This window comes from Pseudomonas sp. RT4P38 (assembly GCF_054897765.1).
This window is the reverse complement of sequence record NZ_CM142703.1, coordinates 5,418,978-5,436,855: the sequence shown is the minus strand read 5'-3', so window position 1 is coordinate 5,436,855 and position 17,878 is coordinate 5,418,978. Positions and strand designations below refer to the sequence as shown.

Here is a 17,878-nt window from a genome sequence, read left to right as displayed (position 1 = left end):
TGGTTTCAGTTCAACAGCCGATTTCCCGGCCACGCGTGCGAAAAAGCTCGGTGATGAGTTCACAAAAGTGTCGGATCAGCGTCGGCTCCATGTCGGCGCGCAGGGTGATTCGAATGGCTGCCTTGCCTTGTGCGACCACTGGGAAAAAGACTGCCGAGGTGAAGAAGCCGTGATTGGCCAGTTCCATGGCAATGCTGTTTGCCAGTGCTGCTTCGCCGCAGTTGACCAGCCGAATGGCCATGTTGCTGTTGTGTTGATCGGTTCGTATGAGGCTGTCGAACAGCTGGATATTAGCCTGAAGTTTTTCCTGCAACGCGGCAAATTCCGGTGTGCGATGAAGCTGGATGGACGCTCTGCCCGCGCCAATGGCTGCACTGTTCAGACTTTGCGACCAATTGCTGGGGCCGCCGTAACGCGCAATGAGCCTCTTCTGCCGTTCATTGCCCAGCATCACCAGACCGCCGCTGGCGCCAAACGACTTGGCCAGCGAGGCGACGATCAGGCAGTCATCCTCCAGTGCCTGCAACCTGGGGCGCACTAGGCCTGCACCAAAGGTTCCGACGGCGGACAGCGCGTGGGAATCGTCCAGATAGAGAAACAACCCATAGCGGTCCTTCAGATACAGAAGACTGTCCATGTCCGCGCCCCCACCCATGCTGTACGCACCGTCGGCAACATACGCAACTGTGCGGTGTTGCTGACACTGCGTCTCAAGAAAATCCATGTCGTTGTGAGGACAGGTCACGACCGTGGTTTCATCCGCGCAGGCGGCTTTCAGGTGGTTCATCGAGTAGTGCGCCAACCGGTCAAAGACCATCAATGGAGGGCGGTTTTGCGTGAACACGCCGCTGGCCAGCAGCGGCAGAATGGCGGCACTTGCCGCACTGCACGACAGGGTGCTCAGGCAACTGGCGCCGAACAGCTCGGAAAGTTCGGTTTCGTACTGTTCCAGAATCGCCAGCTTGCAGCGGTTCTTTGAATTGGCGACGCGAAGGGTGCCGGTTTCCCACAGTGTGTTCATGGCGCCGTCGAGAATATCGGGATGGTGATCCAGGCCCAGGTAAGACGTCGTACAGAAATGATGAAAAGCGCGGCCGTACTGATCGAGCATTCGGTTGGCACTTTTGATTTCGACGTTAAGCCCCGAAATTTTCCCGGCTTCAGCGCTTTCCCAATCGTGATCGGCCAACGCGATGACTTTGCGGTAGTTGGTGTAGAGGTTTGCCGCGTGTGTTGTCTGGTCCATGTGAAGATGACTTTCCTTGAGTGAAACGATCCATGGGTGTGTTGCAGTCCGTGTGTGTTTCCAGACTTTACAGAACGCGGCGGGGGCTTTGAATCGGCTGTTTCCGGTAAGGCTGAGTGTTACAAGAGATTTATGTGTAGGGCGATGCCTCGTGATGTTGTGGGCTAATTGCTTGGAAACAGGGCTATCCTGCCGACTCAGCCGAACCCAAGCATCGAGCCCTCCCATGCTGCAGAAAAGCCTGATCCGCCGCCTCGACCTGATCACTCTCCAACTGTTTGTCGCCGTTCATGAAGAGGGCACATTGACCCGTGCCGCCGCGCGTGAAGCCATCGCCGTGTCGGCGGCCAGCAAGCGGCTGACGGAGTTGGAGGAAGCGCTGGGCATCAGCCTGTTCGTGCGCCAGGCGAAAGGCATGACCCTGACGCCGGCCGGTGAAACCTTGTTGCACCATGCTCGGCAGATGCTATTTAACGTCGAGAAAATGGGGCTCGAACTGGGCGAACACAGCCACGGTGTGCGCGGCTATGTGCGGATGCTCGCCAACCTGTCGGCGATCATTCAGTTTCTGCCTGAGGATCTGCGAGACTTTTCCGAGCGTCATCCTCAGGTCAAGACCGACCTCGAAGAGCGCCCCAGCAGCGGGGTGATTCAGGGGGTGCTGGATGGCGTGGCCGACCTGGGAATCTGCTCCAGTGACAGCGACGTCAAAGGTCTGCACAGCGTGCTTTATCGACAGGACAAACTGGTGGTGTTGATGCTGCCCGATCATCCGTTGGCGAGTCGTTCCAGTCTGGCCTTCGCCGATACGCTGGGCAGCGACTACGTCGGTCTGCATTCCGCCAGTTCGATCAACATGCGTACCCACGCAGCTGCGCGCCAGGCCGACAAGGTGCTGCGGCTACGGATTCATGTCCCGGGTTTTGATGCGATGTGCCGGATGGTCCAGGCCAACATGGGCATCGGCATCCTGCCGCAAAAGGCCTATGAATTATTTGGCCGGGCGTTGGGTTTGCGTGCGGTGCCGTTGACGGATGACTGGTCGGATCGTGCGTTGGTTCTGGTGGTGCGCGATGAAGCGGCGCTGTCGCCGGTGAGTCGAATGTTGTTTAAGCAGTTGCGCGGAGCGGATTGAGCGTTCGCGTTTCGCGAACGTTCGTTGCCAACTGAAGGTTGGATTCCTGGCCCCGTGGTCCTCTAGCCTTGGCTCATATTCCAAGAACAACATGAGGTACCCCGCGATGACTGCTCCCTTGAGTGCAATCAAAGTGATCGAGATCGGCACGCTGATCGCTGCGCCGTTCGCCGCGCGCATGCTCGCCGAGTTCGGCGCCGAAGTGATCAAGATCGAAGCCATGGGTCAGGGCGACCCGCTGCGCAAATGGCGCAAGCTGCACGAAGGCACGTCGCTGTGGTGGTACCTGCAATCGCGAAACAAGAAATCCCTGGCACTGAATCTGAAATCCCCGGAAGGCATTGAACTGGTCAAGCAACTGGCGACCAGCGCCGACGTGCTGATCGAAAATCTGCGTCCCGGCGCCCTGGAGAAACTCGGTCTGGGCTGGGACGTGTTGCACGCCCTCAACCCTAACCTGACGCTGGTGCGTATTTCCGGTTATGGCCAGACCGGCCCGTACCGCGATCGCCCGGGCTTCGGCGCCATCGGCGAGGCCATGGGCGGGATCCGCTACACCACCGGCACCCCCGGTTCGCCGCCAGCTCGGGTTGGCGTCAGCCTCGGCGATTCCCTGGCTTCGTTGCACGCGGTGATCGGTGCCTTGATGTCACTGCTGCGGGTCAAGACCGGGCAGGGCGGTGGGCAAGTCGTCGATGTGTCCTTGGCTGAAAGCGTGTTCAACGTCATGGAAAGCCTGGTGCCGGAATACGACATGCTCGGTCATGTTCGTGAACGCAGCGGCGGGGCCTTACCGGGCATCGCGCCGTCCAATACGTACCTGACGGCCGATGGCGCCTACGTGGTGATCGCCGGCAACAGCGACCCGATCTACAAGCGTCTGATGGACGTCATCGGTCGCCGTGATCTGGGCGATGCGCCGGAGTTTGCCCACAACGACGGTCGTGCCGCCAAGAGCAACGTGCTCGATGCGGCGATTACTCACTGGACCAGCAGCCTGCCGATCGACGAGGTGTTGTCGGCGCTGGAAGCTGCCGAAGTACCGGCCGGGCGCATCTATTCGGTGGCCGACATCGTCGCCGATCCGCACTATCAGGCGCGGGACATGCTGCTCAACGCCGACCTGCCCGGCGGTGCCACGGTGAAGATGCCGGGCATCGTGCCGAAACTCTCCGAAACCCCCGGTGGCGTGAACTGGTCCGGACCTACCCTGGGTCAGCACACTGACGGCATTCTCGCGGGGCTTGGCCTTTCGGGATTGGACATCGAACGGCTAAAAGCTGAAGGGGTGGTGCAATGATCACTGACTTTTCCGAGACCCTGTTTGTTCAGGAAGTCTCCCCCCGCGACGGCTTGCAGATCGAGCCGACCTGGGTTGAAACCGTCGACAAGATTGCCTTGATCGATCAGCTGTCGCTGGCGGGTTTCAGTCGCATCGAAGCAGGCTCGTTTGTTTCCCCCAAGGCGATACCGGCGCTGCGCGATGGTGAGCTTGTGTTCAAGGGCATCGCCCGGCAACCGGGGGTGATCTATGTCGCGTTGATCCCCAACCTGAAAGGCGCGCAACGGGCACTGGCGACCAGGGCCGACGAGCTGAATCTGGTGATGTCCGCCAGCCAGACCCACAACCTGGCGAATATGCGCATGCGTTGCGAAGCTTCTCTGGCCGCATTCGGCGAGATCGTGCAATACGTTTGCGGGACGAAGGTGCGCCTCAACGGCAGCATCGCCACGACCTTTGGCTGCCCGTTTGAAGGCAAGATCGATGAGGATCGCGTGCTGCAAATCGTCGAGGCTTATCAGGAACTCGGGATCCAGGGCATTACCCTGGCCGACACCACCGGTATGGCCAATCCGCGGCAGGTTGATCGTCTGGTGCGGCGGGTCTTGCAGCGAGTTTCGCCCGCTGATCTGACCCTGCATTTCCACAACACTCGCGGCCTCGGTCTGTGCAACGTGCTGGCCGCCTACGAGGCCGGTGCCCGTCGTTTCGACGCGGCACTGGGTGGGCTCGGCGGTTGCCCGTTCGCGCCGGGCGCCTCGGGCAATATTTGCACCGAAGACTTGGTCAACCTGTGCGATGAAGTAGGCATTCACACCGGCATCGATCTGCCGCTGTTGCTGCAATTGTCGCGAGGCTTACCCGCGCTGCTGGGCCACGAAGTGCCCGGTCAATTAGCCAAGTCCGGACGCAATTGCGATTTGCATCCAAGTCCTTCCTGACTACACCGAATCCCCTGTGGGAGCGGGCTTGGTCCGGGCGGCGATCCGACGATGACTGAGTCACATCCAACATCAATGTTGACTGATACAGCGCTATCGCGAGCAAGCTCGCTCCCACAGAAAAGCTCACAAGCAGCCACTCTCAACCAGACAACAAAAACAATCGGACGCCCACAGGAAGTCCGCCTGGAGAAACATCATGAGCCTTAATGTACTGGAGGCGGGCGCGAGCCCGTCCGTTAGCCACGACGAAGAAAAAGCCCTGGTCAGCAAAGTCGCCTGGCGTCTGATGCCGCTGATCATGGTCTGCTACCTGTTCGCGTTTTTCGACCGCATCAACATCAGCTTTGCCAAATTCCAGTTGCAGACCGACCTGAGCCTGAGCGACACCGCATACGGCCTCGGCGCCGGGCTGTTTGTGGTTGGTTATGTGATCTTCGAAGTGCCGAGCAACATGATGCTCTACAAGGTCGGCGCCCGGCGCTGGATCGCCCGGATCATGATGTCCTGGGGAGTCGCCACCGCCCTCATGGTCTTCGTCAACAGCGAATGGCAGTTCTACGCGCTTCGCTTCGTGATTGGCGCGATGGAAGCCGGGTTCGCCCCAGGCGTGCTGTATTACCTGACGCTGTGGTTCCCGCAGCACTATCGCGGACGCATCACCTCGATGCTGTTTCTGGCCTCGGCGTTTGCCGGTCTGGTGGGCGCTCCGTTTTCCGGGCTGGTGTTGCAACACCTCGACGGCTTTATGGATATGCGCGGCTGGCACTGGCTGTTTCTGCTGGGCGGCGTACCTTGCATCGGCCTTGGCTTGCTGGTACTGACGTTGCTCAAGGACCGCATCGAAGACGCCCATTGGCTGACGCCGTCAGAGAAAACGCTGCTGGCCAGCCGTATCGCGCACCATGAACCGCACAAGAGCGGCGGCTCGTTGCTCGCCGCGCTGCGGATCCCGGGTTTTATGACCCTCGGGCTGATCTACTTCCTGATTCAAGTGGCGTCCTACGGCTTGAATTTCTGGGCCCCGCAACTGATTCGTAGCGCTGGCACCGAGAGCCCGGTGATGATTGGTTTGCTGACCGCCATCCCTTACATCTGCGGCGCCATCAGCATGGTGGTGATCGGGCGGTTGTCCGACTCGACCGGTGAACGACGCAAGTTTGTCGCAGGTTTAGTCGCGGTGGGCGCGGTAGGGTTCTTCTGTGCAGGGATCTTCGCTAACCACACGACCTTCCTGATTGTCGCGCTGGGCTTGCTCGGTGCCGGGATCATCGCGTCCATCCCGAGCTTCTGGACCCTGCCGCCAAAACTGCTGGCCGGTGCCGGTGCAGGGGCTGCTGGCGGGATCGCGGTGATCAATACCCTCGGCCAGTTCGGCGGTATTGTCAGCCCGGTCATGGTCGGGCGAATCAAGGACCTGACGGGCAGCACCACGCCGGCGCTGTATGTCATCGGCGTCGCTGCGCTGATCGCGGTTGCGCTGCTGATGTGGGGGTTGCCGCAGAAGCTGCGCACGCTCGACAAGTTTTAAAAGATCGCAGGCTGGTGATCGTTTTCACGCAGAGCATGGGAACGATCAGGATGTCGCAATCACCGCTTTGGCCGGCATATCACCGAACTGAATCAACACCACACCGGCAATCAACAACACCGCCCCAAACACCCGCGGCAACGTCACTTGCCGTTCCATCAAGCCAAACAATCCAAAGTGATCCAGCACCAGCGAAGCCACCACCTGTCCCGCCAGCGCCAAAGCAATAAACCCTGACGCCCCAAGCTTGGGCAGCAGCATCAGCGCCAACGAGATAAAACACACCCCGAACGCACCACCAGCCCACATCCACAGCGGCGCCCGGGTGATGAACGCGAGTGATGGCAGCGGCAATCGCATCGCCAACATAATCGGCAACACCACCACGATGCTCACCAATAACGACGCGAGCGTCGCCCATAACGGATGACCCAACCCACGCGTGAGGTTGGCGTTGATCGCACTCTGAAAAGGCACCACCGCGCCGGCAATCACGGCCAGCAGCAACAGCCCGGCCCAATGCAATGTACTCATGATAATTCTCCAACAGGTTTTGCTGGACTCTAGAGTATTCGTCACGCAGATTTAAATTCCAAATTGCTATCCAGAACATGCATCAGATGAATGATCTTCGGCGCATCGACCTCAACTTGCTGGTGATCCTCGACGCCTTGCTCAGCGAACAACACGTGACCCGTGCCGCCGAGCGCCTGCACCTGAGTCAGCCGGCCGTCAGTCATGCCTTGGCGCGACTACGTGATCTGCTCGGCGATCCTTTACTGGTGCGGGCGGGCGCCACTCTTGTGCCAACACCGCGAGCCCTGGAGTTGATGGCGCCTTTGGCCGAAGCCCTGGCTCAGGTGCAATCGCTGCTGGCACCGAATGCTTTCGATCCGGCCACCGCCAAGCGCACCTTTCGCCTGGCGATGTCCGACTATGGCGCTGCCATCGTCCTGCCGAGTTTGATACGGACCTTGCGCCGGGAAGCACCGGGCATCGACCTCCAAGTCAGCCACGCCAGCCGCGAAGGCATGCTCGATGCTGTGCTCAACGGCGACATCGACATGGCGGCAGGCGTCTTTCCAGAGCTGCCGAACGAATTGCGCAGCACCCCGCTGTTCGAAGAGCACTATGCCTGTCTGGTAGACCGCAAAAGCCTGCCCGCCGATGGCGTACTCGACCTGCCAACTTACCTCGCCCGACCCCACGTCCTGCTGGAAATGCGCGGCAGTGGCACCCCGGAAATCGAACGGGCCCTGACAGCCCTGCGTGAATGCCGTCGCGTGGCGATCAGCCTGCCGCACTGGAGCGTTGCCCCGGAATTCATCAGCGGCACGGACCTGATCCTCACCGTCGCTTCCCGAGGGTTGCTCAACATTGATGAGCAATCGTTGATCGTCGTCCCGCCGCCGTTTCATATTCCGTTGTTTACGTTTGTGTTGGTTTGGCACAAGCGACGGGGCGGGGATCAGGCGTTGAACTGGTTGAATGGGCGGATTGAGGAGGGGATAGTGCGCGGCTGATGACGCAATGTTGTTCACTTAAACGTGGTATTTCAGGTATGCCTGCATTTGTGGCAAGGGGGCTTATGGGAATGCCACAGATTTCTCGCTCGCCTCAAGATTTTCTTAAGCGAACAGCATTGTGGTTGATGACGAGTATTTTGGTTTGAAAGCGGCGTATCAGCTGATGTTTGTCACCCACTTGCTTACAACCGCTTTTATTTCTTTTGGGCTCGCGAAATCACGGCTATTCGCTTCTCTCAGCGCTTGCTGGATTTCGTCGATTATCGAGGCCTGATGTGCTGAGTGCCCGCGCGATATGCCTATTGTATGAAGCGAATCGCTGTGTCTTTTGGTTTTTGGCTTTTCCACTTGTTTTGCGCTCCAGATCGTTGGTTCAGAACATACCCGTGAGGAAATAAAATTGCTAACAGCCGACAGGCCTCAACCACCTGACCCTCGCCGTTACCGATTTGAACCGCAGCGTGGAGTTCTATCACGATCTGCTGCAACTTCAGCTTGAGTCCACCTGGGACGCCGGCGCCTACCTCTCACTGCCGGGCCTCTGGCTTTGCCTTTCCCTCGATCCACTGCGCAACTGCGAACCCGTCGCCGATTACACCCATTTCGCCTTCAACATCAGCGCAACAGACTTCCCGCTCTTCGTCGAACGCCTGCGATCCGCCGACGTCCAGGAATGGCGTGGTAACCGGAGCGAAGGCGCATCCTTCTGTTTCCTCGACCCGGACGGGCACAAGCTCGAAGCCCATGTCGGTGACTTGGCATCGAGGCTGGCAGCCTGTCGGCAGCGGCCCTATGCGGGAATGAGGTTCTTCGACGATCAGTAAGTCGGGTCCCGGAGACCTGAGATAGACTTGCGTGCATTCACCCCAGCTCAACAGGACTCCCCATGACCCCATCGCTGCTAATGGCCGTTCTCGCCTCGGGCTTTATCTACGGCATCACGCCGGGGCCGGGTGTGTTGGCGGTGTTCGGCATCGGTGCGGCGCGTGGTCGGAGGGCAGGGGCGGGGTTTCTCTGCGGGCATTTGCTGGGGGATGTGGTCTGGTGCAGCACTGCGCTGATCGCGATTGTCGGTGCGCGGGAAATCGGCAGTACCGCGTTCGATGTGCTGGGCGTGCTCAGCGGACTGTATCTGTTCTGGCTCGGCCTGCGCGCGGTTCGCGCTCGTCGCAGCAGTGTCGAGGCGCCACAGGGGCCGGCGCGGCAGCCGTTCTGGCACGGCATTCTGTTTGGCCTGACCAATCCGAAGGCTTACCCGGTGGCGGTGGCGACGTTTACCGCGCTGCTGTCCAGCCGTGCCGAATTGCTGCATTGGTCGATGCTGCCGTGGTTGATTGTCCTGAGCTTCGTCGGTGGCCTCATGGCCTACGCTATCCTCATTGCTATTGTCGGTGCGCGACAGGTGCGCAACGTGTACCAGCGCCATGAGCTGTTGATCACCCGGCTGTGTGGGGTGATGTTTATCGGTTTCGCCATCAACGCCCTGGCGCATGCATTGCCGGGGCTGGTGACGAACAAGGCTTGAAACTGATCGCAGGGAAGCGTCAGTTGCAACGTCATCGCACGGGCGTATGACCGGTCAGGGAGGGGTTTTAATGCTGCATTGTTCGGACATGCGCCCTGCACCATGGCAACCAGAAATTCCGCGCCGTCGGCGAGTTACATCGATCTCTTGCTGGACGCCGTCTGTGCGGTCGACACACAAGGTCGCTTCGTATTTGTCAGCGCGGCCTGCGAGCGTATTTTCGGTTATACCCCCGAAGAGCTGATCGGCCAGCCGATGATCGACCTGGTGCATCCCGCCGATCGTCAGCGCACCCTCGACGCCGCGCGGGAGATCATGGGCGGCGAACCCAAGCTCAATTTCGAAAACCGCTACCTGCGCAAGGATGGCCGAGTGGTGCACATCCTCTGGTCGGCACGCTGGTCGGAGGTCGACCAATTGCGCATCGCCGTGGCGCGCGACATCACCGAGCGCAAGCAGGCCGAGTCCCGGCAAGCGGCGCTGTATGCGATCTCCGAAGCCGCCCACGCGGCGGAAGATTTGCTGGCGCTGTTCAAACGCGTCCATTTGATCATCGGTGAATGGCTGCCGGCACTGAATTTCTCCGTGGCGCTGTATGACGAACACTGTGCGCAGCTGAATTTCCCCTATCACGTCGACGACTATGAGCTGCAGCCCGAGCAGCCTGGGACTATCACTGGACGTCTCTGTGCCGAGGTGATTCGCAGCGGCCAGCCGATTCTGCTGACCCCGGATCAGAACAACTTGCCAGAAGGGTTTGAGGCGCTGGTCGCGAGCCCGCATTCGCCCTGCTGGCTGGGCGTGCCGTTGAGTTCACAAAACGGCACCATCGGTGCGCTGATCGTTAAAAGCGTGCCCGGTGGCGAGCGCTACACCGAACAGGACAAGGAGTTGCTGCAATACGTGTGCGCCCAAGTCACGACCGCCATCGAACGCAAGCAATTGCATGCCCGACTGCAGCGCATGGCGCAATACGATCAACTGACCCAACTGCCCAATCGAGAATTGCTCCGTGACCGGCTCAAAGCTTCGCTGACCCTGGCCCGGGCGGACAGCGGCCGAATGGCGTTGCTGTACGTCGACCTCGACCGCTTCAAAGAAGTCAACGACACCCACGGCCATGCGGTGGGCGACATGCTGCTGCAAGCGGTCGCCAATCGGCTCAAAGGCTGCGTGCGCGAAACCGACACCGTGGCGCGCATCGGCGGTGATGAGTTTGTGGTGGTGTTGCACAGCATCCACGCCTCGGAAGACGCCGACAGCGTGGCGGGAAAAATCCGTCAGGTCCTGGCTCAACCCCTGCGCCTGGATGGCCACAGCCTGATCATCCAGACGAGCATCGGCGTTGCGCGATACCCCGACCACGGCACCGAAGAAACGCAGTTGTTCCGACACGCCGACGAGGCGATGTACACCGCCAAACGCCAGCATCACCTGCGCACCGACGTCTGAGTTTCGTCACCGTTCGTCGCGGCGGTGCCAGGTTTTCTAAACCTTTTTGGACATTGAAATTCTGATCTTATGCGGGCTCCTGCTCGCCGCGATCATCACCAAGAGGTAGAGAATCATGCCTAATTCAAGAAACTCGAACTCGGGAAACCCCCCCAGCGATCGAACGAAGGCGTCTGAAGCCGGTCGCAAAGGTGGGAAAACTACCACCACGACTGTCGATAAAGAGCCTGCGAAACCAGATATGGGCCGCAAAGGTGGTCAGAAGTCGAAGTAGTGGTGTCGGTAGTTTTGATTGAGAGGCGGGAGCGTAAGCTCCCGTTTGAATTTTTTACGAGGAGGGCGCGACCATGAGCCGGATGGCCACCCGATTACGCAATGCCAGTTTTGCCACGTTACTGGGCCTGTGTGCCAGCAGTGCCTTTGCCCAGTCCCCCGCCGAATTCATCCACGATGCATCGGCCAAAGGCATGGCCGATATCGAAGCCAGCCGCCTGGCGCACCTGAAAACCGAATCCAAAGAGGTCAAGGACTACACCATCGTCGTCATCAATGACCGCACCACCGCCAACCAGCATCTGGCGAAAATCGCCAAGCAACTCGATTTGCCGGTGGCCCCGCGCGAAGAGGTCGTCGATAAAGCCAAAGCCTTGATGCCGCAAGTGAAGGACGGCGCGAGCTTCGACCAGGCCTACGCGGCCAGTCAGGTGAAAACCACCCAGGAAGCCATCGAACAGCTTCAACAGCAAGCGCAGACCACCGACGTGCCTGAAATCAAAGCCTTTGCCGAGGAAACCCTGCCCAAACTGCAGAACCACCTGCAAATGGCCAGGGCGTTGCAAGCCAGTCGCTAACCCTCGAAGTACGCGGGTGATCTCGGACCACCCGCGTTTTCCCGATCAGCATTCATTCAAATCCTGCTTACCTTTTTCCTGGACGACGGTGCCGTCCAGGGAAATCGTTTCGCCCTCGCCAAGTTGCCGATACTGCTTTCTCAGCGCTTCATGCCATTTATCTTGAATATCTGACTCCTGTTTCCGCCCTCGTTGGGCGAATTGGCTGATGGCACTTCGACACAGAATTCGTCGGAGCGCCCCAGGCCCTGATGCTGCCTTTAGATCTTGACGCTTCCTTCTCGGCATGCTAGCGGGTGCTATACTTCATTTCTGGTTGCATGAAGTGTGCAACGTTCCCCACGGGTACAGAACCGACTGCAAATCTCAGTTAACGGCTGCAGGACAGAGGAGGTCTACAGCAAACGCAAGATGGGAGGTGTGGCATGAATCGACACTATTACATCAGCAACAATCTCGACGATCTTGAAGTCGTTGAAAATGAACTGGAAGCCAGCGGCATCAATTCCGAACAAATTCATGTGCTCAGTCAACACGTTGCCGATGTTGAACAACATCACCTTCACGAAGTTAACTCGTTAATGGAACAGGATGTTGTCCACTCTGGCGAAATTGGTGCAGTGATCGGTGTGCCACTCGCGGCGCTGGTTCTTGGCTGCGCCTATTGGCTGGGCTGGACCGAATCCGCCGCAGGCTGGATGCCTTTTATCTTTCTTGCCATTGTTGTATTTGGCTTCTGCATCTGGGAAGGCGGTTTTTTTGGTATCCAGGTGCCAAACACTCACTTCCGCAGTTTTAAACAGGTGGTAGCAGAGGGAAAACATATTTTCTTCGTAGATGTCGAGCCGGATCAGGAGTCGATATTGGACGGGGTTATCGAACATCACCCAACGCTGGAGATTGCCGGCACGGGAACGGCCGCCCCCCACTGGACAGTAGCCTGGCAGCACAAATGGCATCAGTTCAAGCGAGTGATATCGGGTTAGCCCCTGAAGACTCAAGGCCATCCGGAAGCTGCTTATTGGCCGAAGGAAATGACCCGACTGAGGAAAACATAGTCCGCCTCGGTGGCCATCAGCCCGACAAGTACCAGCAAACACAACGGTGGCAGGAGTATGGCGTAGACCATGGCCAACCGTTCCCAGGCCATATGCATGAAGATGGAGACAATTAAACCTGCCTTCAACAACATGAAAGTGATAATCAGGGACCAGCGAAGGTAACCATGGAAGTGGAAATAGTCGACAAGGTACGACAGCGTGCTGAGGACGAATAACAGCCCCCAAATTTTAAGGTACAAGCTGATTGGATGTTGCTGACCTTGAGCATGTGCCATCACCAGTGCTCCTCTACCATAAATAGAAGAAAGCAAAAATAAACACCCACACCAAATCCACGAAGTGCCAGTACAGCCCGGCTATCTCGACAACCTGGTAGTTTGCGGAGCGCTCATAATCTCCCCGCAATACTTTCAGCGCAACAATGCTGAGGTAGATGACGCCGATTGACACATGCAGTCCGTGGAAACCGGTAATCATGAAAAAGCTGGCACCAAACTGCGCCGCCCCCATAGGGTTCCCCCAAGGACGCACCCCTTCTGCGATTAGCTTGCTCCATTCGAATGCCTGCATGCCGACGAAGGCCACACCCAAGGCAGCGGTCGCCAGCATCAGGGCAGTGGTTTTCGCACGATCACGGCGATAGGCGAAATTGACTGCCATGGCCATGGTGCCGCTGCTACTGATCAGCACAAAGGTCATGATGGCGATCAAAATAAGTGGGATCGCCTGACCGCCGATCGTCAATGCGAACACTTCACTGGGGTTCGGCCAAGGGGTGGTGATCGTCATGCGTACCGACATGTAGCCGGTCAAAAAGCAGGTAAATACAAAAGTATCGCTGAGCAGGAATATCCACATCATCGCCTTGCCCCAAGAGACCTGCTTGAAAGCCTCCTTATCCGAGGACCAGTCGCTGGCGATGCCCTGCCATCCTGCTGCAGGCGGCAAGCTGGGTGGATTGGATGAACTGGACTCGCCTGGGGCGGGTGAATGCGATGCCATGGCTTTTCACCTCAGGCCGCAGAATCTCGCGATAGCTTCATAGGTTTGCGGCGTGCTGGTCAGCAGAGCGAATAGCACGAACCAAAGACCCAGTAAGTAATGCCAATAGATGGCACACAGCTCTACGCTGGTGCTGAGTTGCGGCAACGGTACGCGATGCAGGAATTTAGCAACGATTATGCCCCAGGCTATGAGCCCGCCCAGCAGGTGGAGCGCATGCAGGCCGGTCAACAGGTAGAAGAAGCTGTTGGCCGGATTGCTGGCGAGAAAGTAACCCCAGGCGACAAACTGCTGCCAGACCCAGAGCTGTCCCGCCAGAAAAGCAATGGTGAATACGCCCCCCAATGCAAAACCAATCACAGTTGCACCCAGTCGCGCCTGTCGGGCGGCCATACGCGAACACTGCAGTGCGACGCAACTGAATACCAGAAAAGCCGAATTCAGCCATAACTGCCAGAGATTGGCTAACGGCGCCAAGGGCTCTGTCAGAGGTAGCCAGTCGGTCATTTGTGAACGGGCGATAAAGGCGAGCAAGAAGAGAAAGAACAACGAACTCACCACGACCAGAAATAAGCGCAGGCCTATTCTTGCGGTTTGGTTTCGATCGGCACCCTCGCCGGCCTGAATACCCTCCGGATCGCGATTCCAGCTGCCGCCGGGGTCAGCGCCGTCGGCGTTTCTCAATAGCAACCTGCTCATGTTTTAACGTCCGCTATCTTGGTTCCGGCACTCAGTTGCCGCATGTGCTCCAGCGCCTCGGCGGAGACTGTTTGTGGAACGAAATCCTGTTCTATCCCCGGCACACTGTAGTCATAGGCCCAGCGATGCACGACCGGCAGCTTCGCTCCCCAGTTACCGTGTATCGGCGGGGTGTTCGGCGTTTGCCATTCCAGACTGGCCGCGCCCCAGGGATTGCTGCCTGCGGGCCTGCCTTTAAACACACTCCAGGCCAGGTTAAACAGGAACAGCAACTGGGAAACGCCGACGGCCAATGCGACCACCGTAATGAAGGCATTCAAATCTTGCGCCGACTGCGGGATGAACGCGTAGTTTTCATAGGCGTAGTAACGGCGTGGCATGCCCTGGAAACCCAGGTAGTGCATGGGGAAGAAGATGGCGTAGGTGCCCAGGAAGGTAATCCAGAAATGCAGCTTGCCCAGGGTGTCATTCAACATGCGCCCGGTGACTTTCGGGAACCAATGATAAATGCCGCCGAATACCACCAGTACCGGTGCGACACCCATCACCATATGAAAATGGGCTACGACGAAATAGGTGTCCGAGAGCGGAATATCCACGATCACATTGCCCAGAAACAAGCCGGTCAGACCGCCGACCAGGAAAGTGACGATAAAGGCCAGGGCAAACAGCATCGGTACGGTCAGATGAATGTCACCGCGCCACAGGGTCAGCACCCAGTTGTAGACTTTCAGTGCGGTCGGCACCGCGATGATCAAGGTGGTGACGGCGAAGAAAAAGCCAAAGTACGGGTTCATTCCGCTGACATACATATGGTGCGCCCAGACCACAAAGCTGAGTACGCCAATCGCAATAATGGCCCACACCATCATTCGGTAGCCGAAGATATTTTTACGCGCATGCGTGCTGATCAAGTCGGAGACCAAACCAAACGCAGGGAGAGCAACAATGTAGACCTCCGGGTGGCCGAAGAACCAGAACAGGTGCTGGAATAATATTGGGCTGCCACCCTGGTGATCGAGCTGCTGCCCCAGCGAGATCATCGCCGGCATAAAGAAGCTGGTGCCCAACAGCTTGTCAAACAGCATCATGACCGCACTGACGAACAACGCCGGGAAGGCCAGCAAGGCCATGATCGAGGCCATGAAAATTCCCCATACGGAGAGCGGCATGCGAAACAATGTCATGCCGTGCGTGCGCGCCTGCAACACCGTGGTGACGTAGTTCAACCCGCCCATGGTGGTTGCGACAATAAAAATCGCCAGTGAGACGAGCATCAGTACGATGCCCCACTCGGTCCCCGGTGTCCCCTGAGTAATGACCTGTGGCGGATAGAGCGTCCAGCCCCCACCGGTGGGGCCGCCCGGGACAAAGAAACTGGAGAGCAACACCAGTACCGCCAGCAGGTAGAACCAGTAACTCAGCATGTTGACATAGGGGAAGACCATGTCGCGAGCGCCCACCATCAGTGGGATCAGATAGTTGCCGAAGCCACCCAGGAACAAGGCCGTCAGCAAATAAATGACCATGATCATGCCGTGCATGGTCATCGCCTGATAGTAAGTACTGGCGTCCATGAACTCCAAACTACCGGGGAAGCCAATCTGCATGCGCATCAAGCCGGACAGCACCACGGCTATAACACCCACAAATATAGCCGTCAGGGAATATTGAACGGCTATGACCTTGTGGTCCTGACTCCAGACATATTTGGTCAGGAAACTTTTTGGTTCGTGCAGTGCTTCTGTTTCGGCTTGCTCCGCATAGGCCATCACGTCATCCTCCTGCCGAAGTTTCAGTGCATTTCTGGCTGCTTTACGGCGCCTTTCCTGGCTCCGCCTTGCTCGCATCAGCGTCGGCATTCGCTTTGGATCTGATAAAAGCGATCAGTGCATTCAACTCCTTATCGCCCAGAGCAAAGGCCGGCATGACGGCTGCATAGCCCTTGACGATTTTGGCACTGGGATTAAGAACCGAATCCTTTATATAACCCTCATCGGCTTTTATCATCGCACCGTCGGCAAGGGTTACTGTTTTGCCATACAGGCCCTGCCAGCTGGGGCCGACACCCTTGCTGCCATCGACACTGTGGCAGGCCAGACAGCCGAGCGACTCGGCCAGCCGTTGTCCCTGTACCGCCAAGTCGTCACCTGGGCGCGACGCTTCGCTGGCAGGAGGTTCATCGTCTTGCTGCCCGGCACCGAGCGATTTGATCAGCGCGACGAGAGCACCCAGTTCATCGTCATTGAGAGTATAGGCCACCATGACCGGCGGGTAGCCCTGTACCAGTCGGGCCTTCGGATCGAGGATCGACTCTTTCAGGTAGGCGTCATCGACCAGCACACTGGTGCCATCGGCAAGCTGTTCAGTGCGGCCGTACAGCCCCTTCCATCCCGGGCCGAGACTGGCACTGCCATCCTGGCTATGGCAGGCACTGCAGCCGTGGTTTTCGACCAACAGGCGGCCTTTTTCCAGAACGCTGTCCCGACTGGGCTTGGCAGCGGTCGTTAATGTCTGCGCAAAAGTCGGTTGGCTGTTCAGCCATTGATCGAAGGCGTCCTGTTCTTCCACGATCATATGGCCGCGCATGTTGTAATGGCCTACGCCACAATATTCAGCGCAAAGGACTTCATATTTCCCGGTCTTGGTTGGCGTAAACCAAAAATGCGACACCATTCCTGGCACCATGTCCATCTTGCTGCGAATTTGCGGTACATAGAAATTGTGCAGCACATCTTTAGAACGCAGTAAAACTTTTACCGGCTGATCGAGCGGAAGGCGAACTTCATTGTTTCTTATAAGCACATCGTCTTGCCCAACAGGGTCCTTGGGGTCAAGGCCGAAGGGATTGGCGGAATCAACAAACTTAATATCCGATTTGCCCAGCTTCCCGTCCTGGCCGGGAAAACGAAAGGCCCATTGCCACTGCTGCGCGACCACTTCAAGTTCATAAGCATTTTTCGGCACCCGGATGAAGTCACTGTAAACAACCAGGCCTGGCGCCAACATCGCGGCAATACCTACCGAGGTCACGATAATTAACCATGTTTCCAACTTTTTATTTTCTGGCTGGTAGGCCGCCCTGGCACCTTCCTTGTGACGGAAACGCATCACGGCCACCGCCATGAATACGGTGATGGCGATAAAAAATACTCCGCTGATAATCAGGGTGATGAACAGGGTGGTGTCTATTGAACCCCAGTTGGAGGCGGGTGGTGTCGCCTGCCAGGGCGCTAATAGATGGAACAGCACTGATGCAATAACGATTAGTACAAGAATAATTGCCATTGCCATTTTGCTTTCATCCTATTCCTGTTACTCATCGGTATGCATAAGCATCGCCACAGAACAACATCGTCAAATCAATACTAATCTGACGCCAAAACAGGCTAGACAAATACCCGCTATCTTCGTGGCAAAGTCCGCAGGAAGTATAGTTCATGGCCGGAACAAGCGCTTTTCCTGAAAAGCCTTGTTGCCTGGATATTCCAACCTCAGCACGCAGTCCGCCCTTCGGGGCCTGGACGACACGTCGAGTAAGCGAGGCCCGGTTGCCAGCTATAATTAGGTCTGATTACGGAAGGCAAAGATCGGATAAAAGCGCCCGCAAAGATCCTCGCCTATGCA

The 17,878-nt window shown here is 57.7% G+C and carries 18 protein-coding genes; 11 read left to right on the top strand and 7 right to left on the bottom strand.

Annotated elements, in window-relative coordinates; all coding sequences use genetic code 11:
* Nucleotides 1–10 precede the first annotated feature (10 nt).
* A complete protein-coding gene (locus tag ACYZT7_RS25235) occupies nt 11–1,246 on the bottom strand; it encodes an aminotransferase class I/II-fold pyridoxal phosphate-dependent enzyme (protein WP_462038650.1) in 1,236 nt (411 codons plus the stop codon).
* A gap of 226 nt (nt 1,247–1,472) precedes the next feature.
* Between ACYZT7_RS25235 and ACYZT7_RS25230 the strand changes: the two genes are divergently transcribed.
* From ACYZT7_RS25230 to ACYZT7_RS25215, 4 genes are all read left to right on the top strand, one after another.
* Entirely contained in the window at nt 1,473–2,381 is a 909-nt protein-coding gene (locus tag ACYZT7_RS25230; RefSeq protein ID WP_462038649.1) for a LysR family transcriptional regulator, read from the top strand.
* Nucleotides 2,382–2,487: 106 nt separating this feature from the next.
* Nucleotides 2,488–3,681 (top strand): CaiB/BaiF CoA transferase family protein, encoded by a 1,194-nt coding sequence (locus ACYZT7_RS25225; RefSeq protein WP_462038648.1) that lies wholly within the window; start codon nt 2,488–2,490, stop codon nt 3,679–3,681.
* On the top strand, nt 3,678–4,604 hold the full coding sequence (locus ACYZT7_RS25220; protein ID WP_462038647.1) for a hydroxymethylglutaryl-CoA lyase: 927 nt from the start codon (nt 3,678–3,680) through the stop codon (nt 4,602–4,604). The genes ACYZT7_RS25225 and ACYZT7_RS25220 overlap by 4 nt, the downstream gene beginning before the upstream one ends.
* A gap of 199 nt (nt 4,605–4,803) precedes the next feature.
* Nucleotides 4,804–6,135, top strand: coding sequence for an MFS transporter (locus ACYZT7_RS25215; RefSeq protein ID WP_462038646.1), 1,332 nt, complete (start codon nt 4,804–4,806; stop codon nt 6,133–6,135).
* A 45-nt stretch (nt 6,136–6,180) separates the two neighbouring features.
* Here ACYZT7_RS25215 and ACYZT7_RS25210 read toward each other — a convergent pair whose 3' ends face one another.
* Nucleotides 6,181–6,669: a DMT family transporter gene (locus ACYZT7_RS25210; RefSeq protein ID WP_462038645.1), complete on the bottom strand. Its 489-nt coding sequence runs from the start codon at nt 6,667–6,669 to the stop codon at nt 6,181–6,183.
* Between the two features lie 77 nt (nt 6,670–6,746).
* Between ACYZT7_RS25210 and ACYZT7_RS25205 the strand changes: the two genes are divergently transcribed.
* The 7 genes from ACYZT7_RS25205 to ACYZT7_RS25175 all read left to right on the top strand — a co-directional run bounded on the left by ACYZT7_RS25205 (nt 6,747) and on the right by ACYZT7_RS25175 (nt 12,475).
* On the top strand, nt 6,747–7,658 hold the full coding sequence (locus ACYZT7_RS25205; protein ID WP_462038644.1) for a LysR substrate-binding domain-containing protein: 912 nt from the start codon (nt 6,747–6,749) through the stop codon (nt 7,656–7,658).
* 431 nt (nt 7,659–8,089) lie between these two features.
* Nucleotides 8,090–8,485 (top strand): VOC family protein, encoded by a 396-nt coding sequence (locus ACYZT7_RS25200; protein ID WP_462041859.1) that lies wholly within the window; start codon nt 8,090–8,092, stop codon nt 8,483–8,485.
* Between the two features lie 62 nt (nt 8,486–8,547).
* Nucleotides 8,548–9,186: a LysE family translocator gene (locus ACYZT7_RS25195; protein WP_449642567.1), complete on the top strand. Its 639-nt coding sequence runs from the start codon at nt 8,548–8,550 to the stop codon at nt 9,184–9,186.
* Nucleotides 9,187–9,288: 102 nt separating this feature from the next.
* Nucleotides 9,289–10,638 (top strand): sensor domain-containing protein, encoded by a 1,350-nt coding sequence (locus ACYZT7_RS25190; RefSeq protein ID WP_462038643.1) that lies wholly within the window; start codon nt 9,289–9,291, stop codon nt 10,636–10,638.
* Between the two features lie 115 nt (nt 10,639–10,753).
* Nucleotides 10,754–10,912 carry a stress protein gene (locus ACYZT7_RS25185; RefSeq protein ID WP_449642565.1) on the top strand — a complete coding sequence of 53 codons (159 nt, stop codon included), beginning with the start codon at nt 10,754–10,756 and terminating at the stop codon, nt 10,910–10,912.
* 73 nt (nt 10,913–10,985) lie between these two features.
* A complete protein-coding gene (locus ACYZT7_RS25180) occupies nt 10,986–11,489 on the top strand; it encodes a DUF4142 domain-containing protein (protein WP_462038642.1) in 504 nt (167 codons plus the stop codon).
* Between the two features lie 425 nt (nt 11,490–11,914).
* Nucleotides 11,915–12,475 carry a magnesium transporter gene (locus tag ACYZT7_RS25175; protein ID WP_462038641.1) on the top strand — a complete coding sequence of 187 codons (561 nt, stop codon included), beginning with the start codon at nt 11,915–11,917 and terminating at the stop codon, nt 12,473–12,475.
* Between the two features lie 32 nt (nt 12,476–12,507).
* On the opposite strand, the gene ACYZT7_RS25170 is transcribed toward ACYZT7_RS25175, so the two are convergent.
* From ACYZT7_RS25170 to ACYZT7_RS25150, 5 genes are read right to left on the bottom strand one after another with little or no spacing between them, the layout of a single operon-like run.
* Nucleotides 12,508–12,825 carry a cytochrome C oxidase subunit IV family protein gene (locus ACYZT7_RS25170; protein WP_123499130.1) on the bottom strand — a complete coding sequence of 106 codons (318 nt, stop codon included), beginning with the start codon at nt 12,823–12,825 and terminating at the stop codon, nt 12,508–12,510.
* A 13-nt stretch (nt 12,826–12,838) separates the two neighbouring features.
* Entirely contained in the window at nt 12,839–13,552 is a 714-nt protein-coding gene (locus ACYZT7_RS25165; protein WP_449642560.1) for a heme-copper oxidase subunit III family protein, read from the bottom strand.
* 6 nt (nt 13,553–13,558) lie between these two features.
* The gene (locus ACYZT7_RS25160) at nt 13,559–14,251 is read right to left on the bottom strand and encodes a cytochrome c oxidase subunit 3 (protein WP_462038640.1); all 693 of its coding nucleotides are present in this window, start codon (nt 14,249–14,251) and stop codon (nt 13,559–13,561) included.
* The gene (ctaD, locus tag ACYZT7_RS25155; protein WP_462041858.1) at nt 14,248–16,023 is read right to left on the bottom strand and encodes a cytochrome c oxidase subunit I; all 1,776 of its coding nucleotides are present in this window, start codon (nt 16,021–16,023) and stop codon (nt 14,248–14,250) included. The genes ACYZT7_RS25160 and ctaD overlap by 4 nt, the downstream gene beginning before the upstream one ends.
* Before the next feature lie 43 nt (nt 16,024–16,066).
* Nucleotides 16,067–17,545 carry a c-type cytochrome gene (locus ACYZT7_RS25150; RefSeq protein WP_462038639.1) on the bottom strand — a complete coding sequence of 493 codons (1,479 nt, stop codon included), beginning with the start codon at nt 17,543–17,545 and terminating at the stop codon, nt 16,067–16,069.
* Nucleotides 17,546–17,878: the final 333 nt, after the last annotated feature.

What these genes read in the sequence shown, in the direction of transcription:
- ACYZT7_RS25235 (WP_462038650.1), bottom strand. Translation starts at nt 1,246, where the DNA reads ATGGACCAGACAACACACGCGGCAAACCTCTACACCAACTACCGCAAA.
- ACYZT7_RS25180 (WP_462038642.1), top strand. Translation starts at nt 10,986, where the DNA reads ATGAGCCGGATGGCCACCCGATTACGCAATGCCAGTTTTGCCACGTTA.
- ACYZT7_RS25205 (WP_462038644.1), top strand. Translation starts at nt 6,747, where the DNA reads ATGCATCAGATGAATGATCTTCGGCGCATCGACCTCAACTTGCTGGTG.
- ACYZT7_RS25175 (WP_462038641.1), top strand. Translation starts at nt 11,915, where the DNA reads ATGAATCGACACTATTACATCAGCAACAATCTCGACGATCTTGAAGTC.
- ctaD (WP_462041858.1), bottom strand. Translation starts at nt 16,023, where the DNA reads ATGGCCTATGCGGAGCAAGCCGAAACAGAAGCACTGCACGAACCAAAA.
- ACYZT7_RS25215 (WP_462038646.1), top strand. Translation starts at nt 4,804, where the DNA reads ATGAGCCTTAATGTACTGGAGGCGGGCGCGAGCCCGTCCGTTAGCCAC.
- ACYZT7_RS25225 (WP_462038648.1), top strand. Translation starts at nt 2,488, where the DNA reads ATGACTGCTCCCTTGAGTGCAATCAAAGTGATCGAGATCGGCACGCTG.
- ACYZT7_RS25220 (WP_462038647.1), top strand. Translation starts at nt 3,678, where the DNA reads ATGATCACTGACTTTTCCGAGACCCTGTTTGTTCAGGAAGTCTCCCCC.
- ACYZT7_RS25185 (WP_449642565.1), top strand. Translation starts at nt 10,754, where the DNA reads ATGCCTAATTCAAGAAACTCGAACTCGGGAAACCCCCCCAGCGATCGA.
- ACYZT7_RS25195 (WP_449642567.1), top strand. Translation starts at nt 8,548, where the DNA reads ATGACCCCATCGCTGCTAATGGCCGTTCTCGCCTCGGGCTTTATCTAC.
- ACYZT7_RS25160 (WP_462038640.1), bottom strand. Translation starts at nt 14,251, where the DNA reads ATGAGCAGGTTGCTATTGAGAAACGCCGACGGCGCTGACCCCGGCGGC.
- ACYZT7_RS25210 (WP_462038645.1), bottom strand. Translation starts at nt 6,669, where the DNA reads ATGAGTACATTGCATTGGGCCGGGCTGTTGCTGCTGGCCGTGATTGCC.
- ACYZT7_RS25230 (WP_462038649.1), top strand. Translation starts at nt 1,473, where the DNA reads ATGCTGCAGAAAAGCCTGATCCGCCGCCTCGACCTGATCACTCTCCAA.
- ACYZT7_RS25170 (WP_123499130.1), bottom strand. Translation starts at nt 12,825, where the DNA reads ATGGCACATGCTCAAGGTCAGCAACATCCAATCAGCTTGTACCTTAAA.
- ACYZT7_RS25150 (WP_462038639.1), bottom strand. Translation starts at nt 17,545, where the DNA reads ATGGCAATGGCAATTATTCTTGTACTAATCGTTATTGCATCAGTGCTG.
- ACYZT7_RS25165 (WP_449642560.1), bottom strand. Translation starts at nt 13,552, where the DNA reads ATGGCATCGCATTCACCCGCCCCAGGCGAGTCCAGTTCATCCAATCCA.
- ACYZT7_RS25190 (WP_462038643.1), top strand. Translation starts at nt 9,289, where the DNA reads ATGGCAACCAGAAATTCCGCGCCGTCGGCGAGTTACATCGATCTCTTG.